Origin of the sequence: Acinetobacter baretiae, from assembly GCF_015627105.1 — a bacterium.
Lineage (GTDB): Bacteria > Pseudomonadota > Gammaproteobacteria > Pseudomonadales > Moraxellaceae > Acinetobacter > Acinetobacter baretiae.
Genome location: NZ_VTDM01000017.1, coordinates 83,422 through 100,968 on the forward strand (window position 1 = coordinate 83,422; position 17,547 = coordinate 100,968).

17 protein-coding genes and 1 pseudogene are annotated in these 17,547 nt (G+C 39.2%); 9 read left to right on the forward strand and 9 right to left on the reverse strand.

Going from position 1 to position 17,547, the window contains the following annotated elements; genetic code table 11:
* The first annotated feature begins 6 nt into the window (after nucleotides 1-6).
* A complete protein-coding gene (locus tag I2F17_RS07900) occupies nucleotides 7-1,059 on the forward strand; it encodes an alpha/beta hydrolase (protein WP_196421835.1) in 1,053 nt (350 codons plus the stop codon).
* An 80-nt stretch (nucleotides 1,060-1,139) separates the two neighbouring features.
* A complete protein-coding gene (locus tag I2F17_RS07905) occupies nucleotides 1,140-2,267 on the forward strand; it encodes a (R)-mandelonitrile lyase (protein WP_211139530.1) in 1,128 nt (375 codons plus the stop codon).
* Nucleotides 2,268-2,477: 210 nt separating this feature from the next.
* Here the strand turns inward: I2F17_RS07905 and glmS are convergent, their stop codons facing one another.
* Genes glmS through ribBA form a run of 7 tightly spaced genes read right to left on the reverse strand, consistent with a single transcriptional unit; the run spans nucleotide 2,478 to nucleotide 9,209 of the window.
* Nucleotides 2,478-4,319 carry a glutamine--fructose-6-phosphate transaminase (isomerizing) gene (glmS, locus tag I2F17_RS07910; protein WP_196421833.1) on the reverse strand — a complete coding sequence of 614 codons (1,842 nt, stop codon included), beginning with the start codon at nucleotides 4,317-4,319 and terminating at the stop codon, nucleotides 2,478-2,480.
* A gap of 27 nt (nucleotides 4,320-4,346) precedes the next feature.
* Nucleotides 4,347-5,708, reverse strand: a complete 1,362-nt coding sequence (gene glmU / locus I2F17_RS07915; RefSeq protein WP_196421832.1) for a bifunctional UDP-N-acetylglucosamine diphosphorylase/glucosamine-1-phosphate N-acetyltransferase GlmU — start codon at nucleotides 5,706-5,708, stop codon at nucleotides 4,347-4,349.
* A gap of 21 nt (nucleotides 5,709-5,729) precedes the next feature.
* On the reverse strand, nucleotides 5,730-6,242 hold the full coding sequence (locus I2F17_RS07920) for a phosphatidylglycerophosphatase A family protein (RefSeq protein ID WP_211139531.1): 513 nt from the start codon (nucleotides 6,240-6,242) through the stop codon (nucleotides 5,730-5,732).
* Nucleotides 6,214-7,143: a thiamine-phosphate kinase gene (gene thiL, locus I2F17_RS07925; RefSeq protein WP_196421830.1), complete on the reverse strand. Its 930-nt coding sequence runs from the start codon at nucleotides 7,141-7,143 to the stop codon at nucleotides 6,214-6,216. The genes I2F17_RS07920 and thiL overlap by 29 nt, the downstream gene beginning before the upstream one ends.
* Nucleotides 7,144-7,160: 17 nt before the next feature.
* A complete protein-coding gene (gene nusB, locus I2F17_RS07930; protein ID WP_196421829.1) occupies nucleotides 7,161-7,604 on the reverse strand; it encodes a transcription antitermination factor NusB in 444 nt (147 codons plus the stop codon).
* Nucleotides 7,605-7,607: 3 nt separating this feature from the next.
* Nucleotides 7,608-8,078 (reverse strand): 6,7-dimethyl-8-ribityllumazine synthase, encoded by a 471-nt coding sequence (gene ribH / locus I2F17_RS07935; RefSeq protein WP_211139532.1) that lies wholly within the window; start codon nucleotides 8,076-8,078, stop codon nucleotides 7,608-7,610.
* Nucleotides 8,079-8,087: 9 nt separating this feature from the next.
* A complete protein-coding gene (ribBA, locus tag I2F17_RS07940; RefSeq protein WP_196421828.1) occupies nucleotides 8,088-9,209 on the reverse strand; it encodes a bifunctional 3,4-dihydroxy-2-butanone-4-phosphate synthase/GTP cyclohydrolase II in 1,122 nt (373 codons plus the stop codon).
* Between the two features lie 308 nt (nucleotides 9,210-9,517).
* On the opposite strand from ribBA, the gene I2F17_RS07945 reads away from it, so the two are divergent.
* The gene (locus tag I2F17_RS07945) at nucleotides 9,518-9,679 is read left to right on the forward strand and encodes a hypothetical protein (RefSeq protein ID WP_211139533.1); all 162 of its coding nucleotides are present in this window, start codon (nucleotides 9,518-9,520) and stop codon (nucleotides 9,677-9,679) included.
* Nucleotides 9,680-9,698: 19 nt separating this feature from the next.
* Here the strand turns inward: I2F17_RS07945 and I2F17_RS07950 are convergent, their stop codons facing one another.
* Nucleotides 9,699-10,922 (reverse strand): hypothetical protein, encoded by a 1,224-nt coding sequence (locus I2F17_RS07950; protein WP_196421826.1) that lies wholly within the window; start codon nucleotides 10,920-10,922, stop codon nucleotides 9,699-9,701.
* Nucleotides 10,923-11,371: 449 nt separating this feature from the next.
* On the opposite strand from I2F17_RS07950, the pseudogene serB reads away from it, so the two are divergent.
* The 3 genes and pseudogenes from serB to I2F17_RS07965 form a co-directional block, all read left to right on the forward strand.
* Nucleotides 11,372-12,094, forward strand: a pseudogene (gene serB / locus I2F17_RS07955) (phosphoserine phosphatase SerB); the annotation flags it as partial.
* A gap of 401 nt (nucleotides 12,095-12,495) precedes the next feature.
* A complete protein-coding gene (gene aciT / locus I2F17_RS07960) occupies nucleotides 12,496-12,810 on the forward strand; it encodes an AciT family ciprofloxacin tolerance protein (protein WP_196421824.1) in 315 nt (104 codons plus the stop codon).
* A 159-nt stretch (nucleotides 12,811-12,969) separates the two neighbouring features.
* Nucleotides 12,970-13,449, forward strand: a complete 480-nt coding sequence (locus I2F17_RS07965) for an SCP-2 sterol transfer family protein (RefSeq protein WP_196421823.1) — start codon at nucleotides 12,970-12,972, stop codon at nucleotides 13,447-13,449.
* On the opposite strand, the gene dtd is transcribed toward I2F17_RS07965, so the two are convergent.
* The gene (gene dtd, locus I2F17_RS07970) at nucleotides 13,446-13,901 is read right to left on the reverse strand and encodes a D-aminoacyl-tRNA deacylase (protein ID WP_211139534.1); all 456 of its coding nucleotides are present in this window, start codon (nucleotides 13,899-13,901) and stop codon (nucleotides 13,446-13,448) included. The two genes, I2F17_RS07965 and dtd, sit on opposite strands and share 4 nt — an antisense overlap.
* 133 nt (nucleotides 13,902-14,034) lie before the next feature.
* Here dtd and pncB point away from each other — a divergent pair, with 133 nt between their 5' ends.
* The 3 genes from pncB to asd all read left to right on the forward strand — a co-directional run bounded on the left by pncB (nucleotide 14,035) and on the right by asd (nucleotide 17,011).
* The gene (pncB, locus tag I2F17_RS07975; RefSeq protein ID WP_211139535.1) at nucleotides 14,035-15,237 is read left to right on the forward strand and encodes a nicotinate phosphoribosyltransferase; all 1,203 of its coding nucleotides are present in this window, start codon (nucleotides 14,035-14,037) and stop codon (nucleotides 15,235-15,237) included.
* Nucleotides 15,238-15,314: 77 nt separating this feature from the next.
* The gene (locus tag I2F17_RS07980; RefSeq protein WP_211139536.1) at nucleotides 15,315-16,163 is read left to right on the forward strand and encodes a sulfurtransferase; all 849 of its coding nucleotides are present in this window, start codon (nucleotides 15,315-15,317) and stop codon (nucleotides 16,161-16,163) included.
* Nucleotides 16,160-17,011 carry an archaetidylserine decarboxylase gene (gene asd / locus I2F17_RS07985; protein WP_196421819.1) on the forward strand — a complete coding sequence of 284 codons (852 nt, stop codon included), beginning with the start codon at nucleotides 16,160-16,162 and terminating at the stop codon, nucleotides 17,009-17,011. The genes I2F17_RS07980 and asd overlap by 4 nt, the downstream gene beginning before the upstream one ends.
* Nucleotides 17,012-17,547 lie beyond the last annotated feature (536 nt).

The following is a 17,547-nucleotide window of genomic DNA, read 5'->3' on the forward strand; positions in this document are numbered from 1 at the left end:
ATCAGAATGAAAATTTTAAAAACTATTTTAATGTCAGCTGCAATGAGTACATCTGCTGTGGGTTTTGCAGCAGACAAAAAAGAAAATACTTTTGGTTTAGTGTATGAAAATGCAGTGACTGAAAATGTCAAAGGGAAGGTGAATATTCACCCTGTTCACTATACGCTCAATGGGCTTAATATTGTTGCCAATGTATATACGCCAGCCAATTATGATCCTCAGAAAAAATATCCTGCGGTGGTGGTTGCACATCCAAATGGTGGCGTAAAAGAACAAGTATCAGGTTTATATGCACAAAAATTGGCCGAGCAAGGGTACATTACGATTACTGCAGATGCAGCGTACCAAGGTGGGAGTGCAGGAGAACCTCGTAATGTAGATAAGCCAATGTATCGTATAGAAGACATACATGGTATGGCAGATTTTATTACACAGTATGCTGGCGTAGATGAGCATCGTTTAGGTTTACTTGGAATTTGTGGTGGTGGTGGGTATTCGTTAGCAGCAGCCACAACCGATAAGCGCTTTCACGCCGTTGCTACAATAAGTATGTTTAACTCGGGCAGAGTACGCCGTAATGGTTACCAAGATTCACAATTAAATACGGTTCAACAGCGTTTAAAACAAGCAAGTGATGCACGAGCACAAGAAGCAGCAGGTGCTCCACCTGTGTATGTGGGTTCATCTACACCTTTGACCGATGCACAAATTGCAGCACTCCCATTTGAGCTGTATCGTCAAGGGTATGAATATTATGGTAAAACACATGCACATCCGAACTCAACTTCAAGATATACCATGAGTAGTTTGCTTGACTTAATGCGTTGGGATGCCACGAATCAAATTGAATTAATTCATCAACCTTTACTCATGATTGCAGGAAGTAAAGCAGATAGTTTATATATGACGGAAGATGCTTTTGCGAAAGCCACAGGAAGTACCTATAAAACTTTATTTAAAATTCCAAATGCCACTCATATTGAAACGTATTGGAAACCTGAATATGTCAAACAAGCAATGGATCAATTGACTGGGTTTTATGGTCAATATTTAAAATAAATTATATGTTTTATGGTGAGGGTCATGATTTGATTTCATCGTCACCCTCATTTTTTCATAAAAATGATCGGGGAATGATCATGAAACAGCACATTAAAACCTTACTCGTGATGAGTTCGTTGTCAGGTGTGGTATATGCTGAAGAACAAACAGGCCAACAAATTACACGGGTTACATCACAAAAAGTACAATCTGCACCCTCGAGTTATTTTTCAGGAAAAGCGCAGTTTTCTCGGTTACCTCAAATGCCTTCAAAGGGTGATATTGCACCAGCATTGGTTCAATTTGAAGCAGGTGCAATCACACATTGGCATACACATCCTCACGGTCAATATTTGATTGTGACTGAGGGAGAGGGACGGACGCAAGAATGGGGTAAACCTATACAAATAATACGTCAAGGCGATGTGGTTTGGTGTCCACCCAATGTCAAGCATTGGCATGGGGCAAGCGAGCAACGTGCAATGTCACATATTGCATTATCACCTGTGGTACAAGATGGAAAAAATGTTGTGTGGCTAGAAGAAGTAAGTTTTCCTTCATCTGAACGCACAAATACTCCTTCCTCCAATACCTTTGTAACTTTAGAACAAAAACAGTTAAGTTTGATTCCCATTGCAGCCTTTACTGCTACAGGCGATTTAGTACAGTTAAAACCTGCCCTAATTCAAGCTTTAGATAACGGTTTGACAGTGAATCAAATGAAAGAAGTATTTGCTCACCAGTCTGCATATGTTGGATTTCCACGTGCTTTAAATGGCATGTTGACCTTCAAAAGTGTACTTGAGGAGCGAAAAAAACAAGGAATTAAAGATGAAGAGGGTGCTTTGCCTCATGTTTTAGCAGACAGTACTTCATATTATCAGCGAGGTATCGCACAGCTGAGTGCACTCAATAAAGCATCTGTTGTAGAGAACTCCAAACCATTATTTGATAATTTTTCACCCACGATGGATTATGCTTTGAAGTCACATTTATTTGGGTATTTATTTAGTCGAGATAATTTATCTCCTTTAGATCGTGAACTTGTTGTCATAGGGAGTCTTTCGGCTTTAGGCGGTGTAAATGCTCAGCTTCGTTCACATTTAAAAATCACTCAAAACTTAGGTGTTCACAAAACTGAAATGCAACGCATCATTGTAATGTTACGACAATCTATAGGAGAGGATTGGGCCAGTAATACGCAAAATGTTTTTAATGAAATTTAGTTTTGAATTTGATGAAAAAACCAAAATATAAAAACGATTGAGTGTCTTTTTTACTTTTTCTTATTTGATATATTGCTCATTTTAACGATGCTTTAAAACTAAAAAACCCACACCCTATGCGATTTAACACATGGTTTGTGTGGGTTTTTTTAGAAATTTAGGATGAAACTTTATTACTCTCTTACAAATAACGCATGCGAACTACATGATTTATTCAACAGTCACTGATTTAGCTAGATTACGTGGCTGATCTACATCTGTACCACGTAATACCGCAACATGATATGACAACAATTGCACTGGTACACTATAAATAATAGGGCTTAACCAATGGCTAATATGTGGTACTTTCACCACATGTTGGCGATCTTTGTCGGTAATACCACTATGTTCATCGGCAAATACAAACAGTTCGCCACCACGTGCTTGTACCTCTTCCATATTCGATTTAAGTTTATCGAGCATGTCATCTTTAGGTGCCAAAATAACTACAGGCATATCGTTGTCCACCAAAGCCAATGGACCGTGTTTTAACTCACCTGCAGCATACCCTTCTGCATGAATATAAGAAATTTCTTTTAGCTTTAAAGCACCCTCTAAAGCGATAGGATAGTTGGTTCCACGCCCTAAAAATAAACAATGTTGTTTTTCAACAAACAGCTCAGATAAGCGTAAAATTTCAGCATTGTGTTGTAGTGTGTTGAGTAACACCTTTGGACAATGCCATAGATGCTCAATCATTTGCACTAAATCTTGCTCAGAAATACGATTTTGTACTTGCCCCATTTTTAAAATAAACAGCATTAATGCAGCAAGCTGTGTTGTAAAAGCTTTTGTTGAAGCAACACCAATTTCAGGGCCAGCTAAGGTCAGTAAGTGATAGTTTGTTTCACGAACCATAGATGAGGTTGCAACGTTACAAATCGCCATACTTGAAATGCTAATATTCTTTGCTTTGGCACGCTTTTGTATATCACGCAGTGCAGCCAATGTGTCTGCTGTTTCACCAGACTGAGAAATACATACATATAAAGTATGTTCAACAATGACCGGTGAGCGGTAACGAAATTCGCTTGCAATTTCAACTTGGCAAGGAAAATCAATCAGTTGTTCAAACCAATATTTTGCAATTAAACCAGAGTGGTAACTTGTACCACAGGCAATAATTTGTATTTGTTTAATTTTTTTAAAGTCAACTTCAGCATGCTGTAAAAAATCATCACGCAGTGCATTGCCATTAAGTGCTTGTGAAATGGTTTGCTGTAATGCTTCTGGCTGCTCAAAAATTTCCTTGAGCATAAAATGCTTATATTCACCTTTTGATGCATGGCTGACGGTGGCATCTAATTCTTTGGTGAGACGTTCTACTTCATGCTGACCTTGTTCGTAAATACGTACGTCTTGACGGGTAATACATGCAATGTCACCCTCTTCAAGATAAATAAAGCGATTTGTAATAGGTAATAATGCCAATTGATCTGAACCAATGAAGTGTTCACCGATACCTACACCAATGACTAAAGGCGAACCTTCACGTACAGCAATCAGTTCATCTGGGTAATCTGCATGTACAATCCCTAAAGCAAAAGCCCCTTTTAGCTTTGGAACAATATGTTGTACAGCACCAAACAAAGTGGTATGCGTTTTTAATGCTTCAGTCATTAAATGCGCAACAACTTCAGTATCTGTTTGTGATGAAAATACATAGCCTTGCTGTTCGAGGCTGTCTTTAAGTTCAGCAAAGTTTTCAATAATACCGTTATGCACCACAGCAACCCGATCTGAAAGGTGAGGGTGAGCATTATTTTCAGTAGGTTTACCATGAGTTGCCCAGCGTGTATGCGCAATCCCTAAACTACCTGTAATTTGACTGCTTTTAACAGCCTCTTCTAAATTAATTACTTTTCCTACACGGCGTTCACGCAACACATGTTGTTGATTCACTAATGCTAAGCCTGCAGAGTCATAGCCACGATATTCAAGGCGTTTTAAACCCTCAATCAAAATTTCACTAATATTACGTTCAGCAACACCACCAACGATTCCACACATACTTTATACCTCTAATTTTTAATGTTTTTATTTGCTTTTTTGTGGACGTTGATAATCTGATTTTTCAACTTGCATGGCACGTCCAATGGCCAATGCATTGTTGGCAACGTCACGAGTAACGACTGAGCCTGCAGCAACAGTTGCACCATCTCCAATGTGAATTGGCGCAACTAATGCACTATTTGAACCAATAAAGGCAGATTCACCGATGTGCGTTTTATGTTTGTTTACGCCATCATAGTTACAAGTAATGGTTCCAGCACCAATATTGGTATGTTGTCCCACTATTGCATCACCCAAATAGGTAAAATGATTGGCTTTGACCCCTTGCGCTAACAGACTATTTTTGACCTCAACAAAATTCCCAATATGAACCTGATTGGCAAGTACACTGCCAGGACGAAGTCGAGCAAATGGGCCAATCATGTTGTTTTCTCCCACAACAGCATGGTCAAATATGCTATAGGGCTGTACTTTGGTATAGGCTGCAATTTTTGTATGTTTTAAAACACAACCTGTCCCAATTTCAACGCCATCACCTAGTTCACAGTCACCTTCAATGATCACGTTGGTATCAATACGCACATCACGCCCGACTTTGAGTGAACCCCGTAAGTCAAAACGATCTGGGTCTGCAAATGTTACACCGTCACGCATTAAGCTGAGTGCCTGTTGTGATTGATACTCTCTTTCAAGCTTTGATAGTTGTACACGATCATTGACACCTTCGACTTCAAAGGCCATCTCTGGTTGAATCGATGCAACGTTTAAGCCATCAGCAACCGCCATTTCAATAATATCTGTTAAGTAATACTCACCTTGGGCATTTTGATTTGACAAACGTGGTAACCATTCGTGAAGCTTTTGATTACTTACACAATATATTCCTGTATTAATTTCTTGAATACATTGTTGTTCTGTAGACGCATCTTTATGTTCTACAATGGCTTGAATTTGATCGTGATGACGTACAATTCTGCCGTAGCCTGTTGGGTCTGCAACCTGTAAGGTGATCATCCCAATCCCTGTTTTTTCAGAGGCTTTGAGTAGTCGTTGGAGTGTATGAGCACTTACTAAAGGAACATCGCCATATAAAATTAAAGACGTGCCCGAAGTTGCTAAAACAGGTAACACCATTTGTACAGCATGTCCTGTACCGAGTTGTTCTGTTTGTTCGACCCAACGCATATTTTCTTGTGAAAATGCGTCTTTAACGAGAGCACCACCATGGCCAAAAATTGTAATTATGTCTTGTGCTTGTAATTGTTTTGCTGTTTCAATCACATGGCCAAGTAATGGTTTGCCTGCCAATGGTTGTAATACCTTGGGTAACAAAGATCGCATGCGAGTGCCTTTTCCCGCAGCTAAAATAATAACAGTTGTTGACATAATCACCCTACAAGTTTGTAGTTAAGCTGATAAATAAATCAAAATACACAGTGCAGCCCATGCCCCTGCTAAGAGGTCATCAAACATAATACCAAACCCACCTGACAGTTTTTGGTCTGCAACACAAATTGGCCACGGTTTCCAAATATCAAACAAACGAAACAGCGCAAAACCAATAAATAACCATTGTACACTCATGATATTAAAATAGATTAAAGGCAAGAATGTAATAGATTGCCCAGCAAACTCATCCCAAACAATTCGTCCATCGTCATCGACGTGCATAATTTTGGCTGTATGACCACAGATGGCAATTCCCAATATAGACATCATGACAATTGTAATGGCAGATAGGTTAAAGCCAATGCTGTACCATATGGGTATAAATAATAAAGCAAATGCTGAGCCAAATGTGCCTGGTGCTTTAGGTAGGAGCCCAGAACCTAGACCTACGCCTAAAAAAACAATGAAACGTTGTGGCCAAGATAATCGACTAAAACGAAGTTTAGGTTTGTGCAAAGTGTTGATATCCATGTAAATCTAAATCTTGTCGTTTTTCTTGATAGTACAGTCTTAGCCCTACAGGCGCTTCTATACGTCCAATAATATGCACAGGTACAGACAGCTCTTTTTGTATGAGTTGTTGGTAATTTTTTTCAGAGATAGTAAAGCAAAGTTCATAGTCATCACCTCCTGCCAAAGCATATTGCCATTGTTTGGTGTGTGGTAGATGATGTAGTGCAGGGTCGAGCGGGAGCGTTTCTAAATCGAGTCGGGCACCGACTTTAGAGGCCAATAAAATATGATTCAAATCTTGAATAAGACCATCTGAAAGGTCAATCATACTCGATGCTAACCCTTGTAACTGTTGGCCAAGTAGACAGCGTGGGCTCGGATAATCAAGACGTTGTTGTAAGGGGTGTCCTAGATGTTGTAAGCCAAAGGCTGCATCGCCTAGTTGCCCACTGACAACCACATAATCTCCGACGCATGCACCTTGTCGTTTGATGGCTTGCCCTTTTTTGACCCAACCTAACGCTGTTACGGATATGGTTAAATGTTGGCCTTGGGTTGTATCACCACCTATTAAATCGACATGATGGGGTGCACAGCAGTCAAAAATGCCATTTGAAAAGTCTTTTAACCAAGCATGATCGATCTGCGGCAAAGTGATGGCCAATAAAATACTGTGTGCAGTTGCACCCATTGCGGCCAGATCAGATAAATTCACTGCAACACTTTTCCAACCAATGGCATGTGCTGAGGTGTTGGTTGGAAAGTGTCGCCCTGCCACAAGCGTATCGGTACAAATGACCAATTCATGGTTGGGCGGGGGAGAAACAATTGCCGAATCATCGCAGATGCCTAGTACAACATTATTTTGATACAAGCGAGCTTGTTTGAAGTACTGTTCAATAATTGAGAATTCGGCCATAGATTGTATGTTCTACTTTAAGCGTGTTTTTCTGCTTGGCGTAATGTTTGCGCTAAGCGGTCAAGTACACCATTGATGTATTTGTGGCTGTCTGCACCACCAAAATGTTTACCGAGTTCAATAGATTCATCTAAAACAACACGGTAAGGAATTTCGGCATGATCACGCAACTCGTAAGCGCCTAAGCGTAAAATCGCAAGCTCTACGCCATCTAAAGCAGAGAGTTCACGGTCTAAAACACCCAATAGCAGTTGATCTAATACCTCATGTTCTGCAATCACTTGTGTGAGCAGTTCATGATAGTAGTTTAAATCTACTTTATGCATGGCATTGTCAGCACGTGTACGTGCTTCAATTTGATGCGATGGGTTTTTGCTCATTTGCCATTCATAAATTCCTTGAACAGCAAAGCGGCGGGCTTTACGTTTTGCAGCATACACTGCTTGTAATGTTTGTGACATCGATTAAATTGCCTTTAACAAGTTAACCATTTCAATGGCCGTCAAAGCAGCTTCGCTGCCTTTGTTGCCCGCTTTAGTACCTGAACGTTCGATGGCCTGTTCAATGCTGTCTGTTGTAAGCACACCATTAATGACAGGTAAGCCTGTGTCTAAGCCAACTACGCCTAAACCTTTAGCACATTCACCTGCAACAAAGTCAAAGTGAGGTGTGCTTCCACGAATCACGGCACCAAGCGCAATAATGGCATCGTAAGTTGATGTTTTCGCTAATTTCTTAGCAACAACAGGAAGTTCCCATGCACCAGGTGCATGAACAACAGTAATATTTTCTTCAGCAACACCATGACGCTTTAGTGTGTCAATGGCTCCTTCTAAAAGGTGTTCAACCACGAAACTGTTAAAACGGCCAACAACAATCGCATAATGACCTTCACCTGCGAGATGCATTAAACCTTCAATACGGCGAATAGCCATAATAACCTCTTATTTTTCAGTCAATTGATCGGCAGAAATATATTCTACCACTTCTAAGTTAAAGCCAGAAAGTGCATTAAATCGCAGTGGTGAGCTAAGTAATTTCATTTTCTCAACACCTAAGTCACGCAAGATTTGTGCACCAACACCTGTTGTTTGGTATTGCCGAGATAACTCTGAGCTTGACTTGGCCGTTTTAGGCAAGTTAAGCGTAGTAAATGCATGCCCTAAATCTAATAAGTGATTTTGTCCAATCCATACTAAAACGGCACGTTCGCTAGAAGCAACGTATTGTAAAGACTGGTCTAAACTCCAACTGGTTTTACCCGAGCTGTTTTTGAGTTTAAGTAAATCACGTAATGGATTAAAACCATGTACCCGCACAGTGGTCACACCCTCTTGAGGCTCACCTTTAACAATGGCTAAGTGTGTTTCTGTGTTCCCATGTTCTTTGTAACGAAATAGCTCAAAAGAACCATATTCAGTTTCAATCGTTTCTTGGCTTAAACGTTCAACAGTTTGTTCACTGGTCATACGGTGATGAATCAGGTCAGCGATTGTACCAATTTTTAAGCCATGTTTCTCGGCAAATTTTTCTAAATCTGCTCGACGTGCCATTGTGCCGTCTTCATTAATGATTTCGCAGATCACAGAAGCAGGCTCTAAGCCTGCAAGACGAGATAAATCTGATCCAGCTTCCGTATGGCCTGCACGATGTAGTACACCACCTGGCTGAGCCATTAATGGAAAAATGTGTCCAGGTTGTACGATATCTGCAGGTTTAGCTTGAGGTGAAACTGCGGTACGAATGGTATGAGCACGTTCAGCAGGAGAGATTCCTGTCGTAATTCCTTCACACGCTTCAATAGAGAGAGTGAAATTGGTTCCGTGTTGTGCTCCATTTTGGTCAACCATCAATGGAAGTTTGAGTTGTTGACAGCGTTCTTTGCTTAAAGTGAGACACACTAAACCACGTGCATGGGTAATCATAAAATTAATGTCTTCAGGGCGTACGTGAGTTGCCGCCATGACCAAGTCACCTTCGTTTTCTCGATCTTCATCATCCATTAAAATGACCATTTTTCCAGCACGGATATCTTCGATCAGTTCTTCTACAGTATTGAGTGGCATTTTTTTACCTATGCCCAATACATTTTCAGGCCAATGCACTGGGTTTGTTGTTAATCTATTGTGGTCTCTTGTGCTTACGCATGAGAGGTAAGCGATTTGAATATATCAGGCTACAATAAAGTAAATTGTCAGTGATGAAAAGAGATGAGTGGTATTTTGATGTGATCTAAAAGAAATCGCAGTATGCATATTTATACTTTCATGGTTATTTGACATTGTGAATCATCGTTTATGTATAAATATTCTTTTATTTTTTAAATTGTATTATATGACATTATTTTTTGGTTTTCAGATAAAAGAGTATAGTCATGATTGAGCTTATTTCATTACTCGGTGAAGCCATTACTGCAAGTCAAGATATCAAACAAAGTTATAAAACTCTCTCTAAAACGGGAAAAATTTGGTTTTCTTTGTTTCTTATCTTGATAATTGCATTCATTGTTGGCATATGTATTTTAGATGATCTCTAAGCGCTTTGAATCGAAATGATTAACCTTTTAAAATCTGTGTTCTGATCCGTTGTGCTAAGTCAGCACAGTCATGATTCATTCCATTAATTAAATAAGCATGACGAGTTAATGCATTGGTTGGGTGAGGAAGTGTAACCAACTGATAGCACTGTGTCATACTTTGCAAAAATTTATGATTAATATATACCGCACTTTCTTTGCCGGTTAAAGATTGCGTTAAACGTTTTGCAGCAGGGAGTGCATCGAGTTGCATGTCTTTGACTCCACTTGAAATGGCACAACGAGTATGTAAAACAAAACGCTTTTCTTCTCTATAACGTCTGTAAAGAACATCTGATAACATTTGAAATACTGCACAGATCATCATGAGACATTCGGCATCTTTGTATTTTTCTGCATCAATTTCAACGGTTACCCCATGCGCATCAAAACTGTTGCTGATGATAAAATCATCGACTGAAATGTTATAGTGTTGAGCACACTGCGTGATGGTTTTATTTAAAAAAAGTTGGCATAAATTAAAATAAGCCTGTGTGACAGATTGACTGACCGTATCGAGCAGTTGTTTGGGGTCGTAAAATTGAATATTTAAACAAATGGTTTTTTCATTAATATGCTCTACAGTGCTTTCTTCGACATCCTCTTCAGGAGAGGTGGGCACACATGTATTTGATGGGTCTGATTGAGCCATAGACAATGCTTGATTTAATGTAGAAATTTGTTGTTTTAATTCATTTTCATGAGCTAGGCGAGCTAAATACTCACGGCGAGTAGGTCGAGCAATCAAACGATAAGCCAACCATAAGAAAACATAAAGCAATAATGACAATGTCATTGCGAGCCATTCACTACGCAAAATTTCCCCAATACTTGGTTCAATGAGCGTTAGCTGAACTTGTCCAATTTTACGCTCACCTTGCATGATGTCTCTTGAAAAAACCTCACCTGAGCGTGTTTGTTCTAACCCTGCTGTTGCTAAAACCTGTTGACTGGCATCGAGTATGCGCAAAGAGGCTACGCTTGGATTTGTTGCGTAACGATTGCCAATCAGTGCTAAAGAGACGGTATTAGGTGGCATCATTTCTGGCAGACTGTCTGTAATAAGCTGACTGGTCATGAGCTGACCTTGGTTTGCACGATTTTCTTTGAGTTGATGTGTCGTTGCAATGACCAATAACAGTGTTTGTAGTACAAAACATACAATCAGTAAGCTGGCAAAAAGCCCTTGTCTAGGTGCGTTCAAGATATATTTCCAAATCAGAGTCGTTTATTTTATGCTCATTTTATGACTACAATAGCGTGTGCTTATTCCAGCCGCAGTACAGCGTGTTTTACCGCCAACGATACGCATATGTTTGATTTATATACACGGTCTGATATTTTCATTCAACATCAGGTTGTATCTACCCATAAATCAAGCTAATTTTAACATAAGAAATCAAAGCGATTGTTTGATTGAAACCAATTTGTAACGCAGAAGATAGATAAATGACAAATTCAGAGTACAGTCCACGCTATGTGGTGACATTATTAGGCCGTGAACCACTAGGTAATCATATAGATTCTGTGACCAATATGCTGATACAAGAAGGATTAGACGTCACAACATTGACATGCCGTACTTTATCTGAGGGCACTCCTTACTATGTACAACAATTAACCATCGCATTTGATCCACAACATCACCAAATTGAATCTTTACGTCAAGCATGCCTAACTATGTCTACACAGATAGGAATTGACATGACGGTACAAGATTTTGACAGTACGCAAATTGATCGAAAACTCATTTGTTTTGATATGGATTCGACACTCATTGGTCAAGAAGTCATTGATGAGTTAGCAAAGGACGCAGGAATTGGTGAGCAAGTTGCAGAAATTACAGAACGTGCTATGCAAGGAGAGCTTGATTTTCAGCAAAGTTTTCGAGCACGTGTGGCATTACTCAAAGGTCTTGATGCTAATGTGTTGAATCAGATCACCACACGTTTGACCATTAATGAAGGGGCAGGTCGTTTAATTGACACTTTAAAATCAAAAGGGTATTACACCGCGATTTTTTCTGGTGGCTTTGTGTTTTTTGCAAATCATTTAAAAAACACGCTGGGCATAGATGAAATTCATGCCAATGTTTTAGACATAGCAGAAGGTGTTGTAACAGGGCAGGTGGTTGGTACGGTTGTTGATGCACAGCGTAAAGCGGTGTTGTTAACACAATTGGCGAAGCAACACGGCTTAACGTTGGAGCAAACGATCGCTGTTGGAGATGGAGCAAATGACTTACCAATGTTATCGCTTGCAGGTTTAGGGGTAGCATTTCATGCAAAACCCAAAGTACGTGCAGCGGCAAAACAAGCAATTTCATACGTTGGTTTAGATGGTGTGTTGTACCTGTTGGGCCATAGCGATCTTTAATGTATTACCTCAAAGTGCATGTGATTGATGTTAAAAAACATCAGTTTCATGCACCACAACCATGCAGAATTAAAAACCGATAAAGACCAACACTTTTTTTCATAAAAAAATAATAAGTGCCGTTTTTTAGATGGTATGTTTTTGTAATGACACGCCAAGCCATGATGTGTCATGCTTTTGTACCAAAGGGAAAAAATAAAAATGTAATGACAAAAGCGGATTGCGACAACCTGTGTCGTTTTGTAGAAAAAAGGCACTGTTTTTTTTATTTTTTTTTTGCATAATGACTCAAGTGCTGAATGCAAATCTTATTTTAAAGCCTGAGAGATTGCGTAAAACAGCAATGGCTTAATTGCTCGATTTAGATAGATCACTCTCATAGAGTGCTTTGCGGAGGTTATATGCTAACAGCAAATTTTGCGATGATGCTTGGGGCTGCGTTCATTATGACGGCTTTAGTCATGGTGTTTTTTTCACCATACCGTCAATGGCTAGGTTTCATGGTTGCGGGTATGTTGTTTTGGGGTAGTGTAGAAATTTTACGTCTCGTCGTAGAGCAAATTGCTCAGTGGCAAACACTATATGCCTATCTGACCGCAACTAGCGTGATGATGGTCGGCTTAATTTATGTGTTGTTGCGTTTAGATGCTGTAGAACAACGTACTGTTTCAAACAGATCATTGATTGAACATACACCTGTGTACGATGACGAATAATCAATCATAGGTTGCAATACACGATTAAAAGGTATACCTGTACGGTATGCCTTTTTATTTAAGATTAAAAAAAGTTACAAACTCACTCAGATTACGTATAAGCGCTTGTGCCTGCTGTGATACGATATATGGTTAATCTATATCTGAATAGGCCTTTTCATGAATCTTTCTTCAATTCCTGTTGTAAAATTGCCGTTGATTGATTTGAGTACAGATCCTTTAGATCTGACGGTTACAGGTATTGTTTTACGAATGAAACAATTGGCCAAAACCAGCCCTAAATTCATAGAATTAACACACGATCAGCAAGTACGTATTCAATTGAGTACAAAACAAGGCTTTGCACGACAAATTATTATTAACCAAGGTAAAGTCGACACGGTATCCGGGCAAAAAGTCGACGCAGATTTCAATCTTATTTTTCAAGACAGTGACCATGGTGTAAAAATACTCATGAAAGGGGATTCAAGTGTATTTATGGCAGGGCTAAAAGATAAGAGTATTGCTGTAGATGGTGAGCTGAAACTGTTGGTTTTATTTAGTAAAATTATGCAACTGCTTCCACCGAAAATGCCCAAGCCTGTCGAACAAAAAATCAAACAAGCTCGAGTATTTATTCGTCGTAAATTAGGCCGTTAATGGACAGCCAAAGAATGACATTCTAAGTGAAAGGTAACGGGGCCATCGTTGACTAAATGTACTTTCATGTCTGCCCCAAAAATACCAGTTTCAACCCCTACATACGTTTGATGGGCATACTCAATCAGCGCATCGTACAACGCTTTGGCATCTGCTGGTGGCATTGCGGGTGCAAAATCTGGGCGCAATCCTTTTTGTGTATTGGCCATCAACGTAAATTGTGACACCAATAAGACTTGTCCTTGGGCTTGATGGACATTCCAGCCCATTTTGCCATGATCATCTTCAAAAATTCGATATTTAAACACTTTATCTAATAGCTTTTTAGCCACGTCAAGATTGTCGTCTTTTGCAAGACCAATAAAAACCAATAAGCCCTGTTGGATTTCTGCCACAGTCTGATCGTCAACCACGACTTTAGCCTGTTGAACACGTTGAATCAGTGCTTTCATTGTCTGTTTTGCCTATTTTTTTGATGAATGTATTTCAATTTAAAGCAGAATTTTATGCAATTTTAGTCAATTGTAACGAATGCAGTGATAAAAAATATGCTTTAATGCATTAGGCTAAAATATTTCGACTGATATGAAACCAATAATACGCTCATTACTCGACACAGATTTATATAAATTTACAATGCTACAAGTGGTATTGCATAAGTTTCCACAAACTCATAGTGTGTACCAGTTTCGTTGCCGTAATTTGCAAGATACGGTTTATCCGTTGCCAGATATTTTAGCAGATCTTAACGAACAGCTCGATGAGTTGTGTACCTTACGTTTTACCCAAGATGAATTACAATATTTACGCGGCTTACGTTTTATTAAAAGTGACTTTGTCGATTACCTTGAATTATTTCAACTCAAACGCCGTTTTATTGTTGCTAGTCTTGATGCAGAGGGACGTTTAGACATTCATATCGAAGGGCCAATGGTACAGGCCATGATGTTTGAAATATTTGTTTTGTCTATTGTCAATGAACTGTATTTTACACGACTACACTCAGAGGCTGTGTGGGCAGAGGGTGAACAGCGCTTACAACAAAAAATCGCAACCTTGAAAACATTACAGCAACAACAGTCGACAGATGAGCCATTTTTAATTTCTGACTTTGGTACACGGCGCCGTTACAGCTTGGCATGGCATCGTCATGTTGTTGAACAATTTAAACAACATGTGCCTGAAATCTTTCGAGGAACGAGTAATGTATTATTGGCCAAAGAGTTAAATATTACGCCCATTGGCACAATGGCACATGAGTTTTTACAGGCTTTTCAGGCACTTGATGTACGTTTGCGTGACTTTCAAAAAGCAGCGCTTGAGGCATGGGTACAAGAATACCGTGGTGATTTAGGCATTGCACTCACAGATGTTGTGGGAATGGATGCGTTTTTAGATGACTTTGATCTATACTTTGCCAAACTGTTTGATGGCTTACGCCATGACAGTGGTGACCCCTATGTTTGGGGGGATAAAGCATATCATCATTACCAAACCCTAAAAATTGACAGTAAAACCAAAATGCTGACGTTTAGCGATGGTTTAAATTTAGAAATGGCATGGAATTTGTACCAATATTTTAAAGATCGCTTTAAAGTTAGTTTTGGTATTGGTACGAATTTAACCAATGATTTAGGCGTAACTCCACTGAATGTCGTATTGAAATTGGTGGAGTGTAATGGGCAGTCTGTCGCTAAAATTTCAGATAGTCCGGGTAAAACCATGACGGATGATAATACCTTCTTAGCCTATTTACAGCAGATATTTGACAAACCACGCCAACACTAACTGCCATTCTATGACGGGGACAGCATGTCAATGTTGTACGGTCATAGGTTAACATTGAACAAAAAAATTGACCTTCCATGACACGTTTTGACTTCTCTTTTGATTTATTGATAGATGCAGAACAACTTCTGCCTCATTTAGACCATGCACAATTACGTATTGTTGATTTAACGCGAACATCTGTATACAGACAACTGCATTTACCACATGCGGTTCATGTCATGCCCAAACAGTTGGTTTCACAACGCGATTTTGCAACAGGTCTATTACCTCAGCAAGATGACCTACAGTCTTTGATTGAACATCTTCAGCTCTCACCTGATCATCATGTTGTGGCCTATGATGATGAAGGAGGGGCGTGGGCAAGCCGTTTTTTGTGGAATTTACATTGTGCAGGATTTGAACGTACGAGTCTTTTGAATGGTGGCATACATGCTTGGCTTGCCAATAAATACCCTGTCACTACTGTAGAGCCCAAAATTGAACCGACTAGTCATTTATATCAGGTTAATTTAAGTCAGGTTGAAAACTACCAGATTGATTATATGACACTCAAGCAAGCTGTTGAAAATAAAGATATTCAACTGTGGGATTGTCGTTCATTTGAAGAATATACAGGGCAACAACGAGCTGCCCGCAAAGGCGGACATATTCCAAATGCTCTGCATTATGCATTTGACCGTGCTTTAGACCGTGAAAATCATTTAAAATTACAGCCTTTCGTTGAAATTCGACAAAATTTACAGCATATGGGGTTTGATTTAGATCAACCTGTGGTTGTTTATTGCCAATCGCACCATCGTTCTGGTCTTGCATATTTACTAGCACGTATGTTGCAATGGCAAGTGAGAGCATATGATGGTGCATGGAGCGAATGGGGTAACATGACCAATAGTCCGATTGTTATGGGAGAGAAGCCACTTTGAGCCTCGAAGCATTAAAGAAAACGGTGTTTTTGAAAGCACAGCGTTTAGTACCACAGCACAAATTGAGCCGTGTGGTTGGCAAAGTTGCAGCCAGTGAAAATTTAATTGTAAAAAATTTAGCGATTCAAGCCTTTAAAGCAAAATATGGGATTGATTTATCGATTGCAGAAGAAAGTAATGCAACAAAATATCCTTCATTTAATGCATTTTTTACCCGTGCGCTACAAAATAATATTCGTCCTGTAGATGAAAATCCGCAACATATTGTTTGCCCTGCCGATGGTGCAATTTCGCAAATTGGCGATATTGTCGATGGTGATGTTTTTCAAGCCAAAGGTCAAAAATTTACGGTCGAACAATTGGTTGCAGACCCTGTTTTAGCTGCACCATTTAAGCAAGGGTGTTTTACAACGATTTATTTGTCACCGAAAGACTATCATCGTGTACATATGCCATTCGATGGTGTGCTCACCGAAACATTGTATGTTCCCGGGGAGCTATTTTCAGTCAATCAAGTCACCGCAGAAAATGTTCCGGGCTTGTTTGCACGTAATGAACGTATGGTTTGTTTATTTGATACAGATATTGGACGAATGGCTGTTGTCTTGGTTGGTGCAATGATTGTGGCAGGAATTGAAACTGTCGCAACAGGCAAAGTAAAACCATCAGGTCGTCTTGAATTGCAAAAACATGATATTGCTTTGAAAAAAGGCGATGAATTGGGTCGCTTTTATTTGGGTTCAACAGCAATCGTTTTATTTGAACATCAAAAAATGCAATGGGACGCTGTCTTTCAAGCACAATCCTCTGTCGTTATGGGCGAAAAATTAGGCACATTATTGCCTTAAATTGCCAGATCAGCATAATGTGATTGAGTTTAAGTGAAAATTAAAAATGGGCATGTTTCATCATGCCCATTTTTTATGGCTCTAAACATCAGAGCTTAATGTAAATCAAATACTCTTTTTCTAATGATGTTTTGTATTTATGTATAAATATGATTTGTTCATTGGCTGTATTACTTAAAAATCTGACCAAGCATGGCATTAAGTGGTGAAAAATATTGTGAACTGTTGCACAGTATATAAGTAAAATAAAACAACATGGTGAGAAAAGATGTTGCCAATAATGGATGGGTTTAATCCACAGGTATTCGATTTATTTTAACTAATGATTTAATCAATTTTTTTATTTAAATGTCAGCTGATAGGAAATAAAACATGGTGTCTACATTAAAAAAGACCGTACTGTTATGTTTGTCGCTTTTGACCATGGCATGTCATCAAAAAGAGTCTGCAGCAAATAGTCCACAAGTTGAAAAAGACCCCTACGGTCAACCTTATTATATAGGCAACCTCGATGGCATAAAAATGAAACTTGGAAA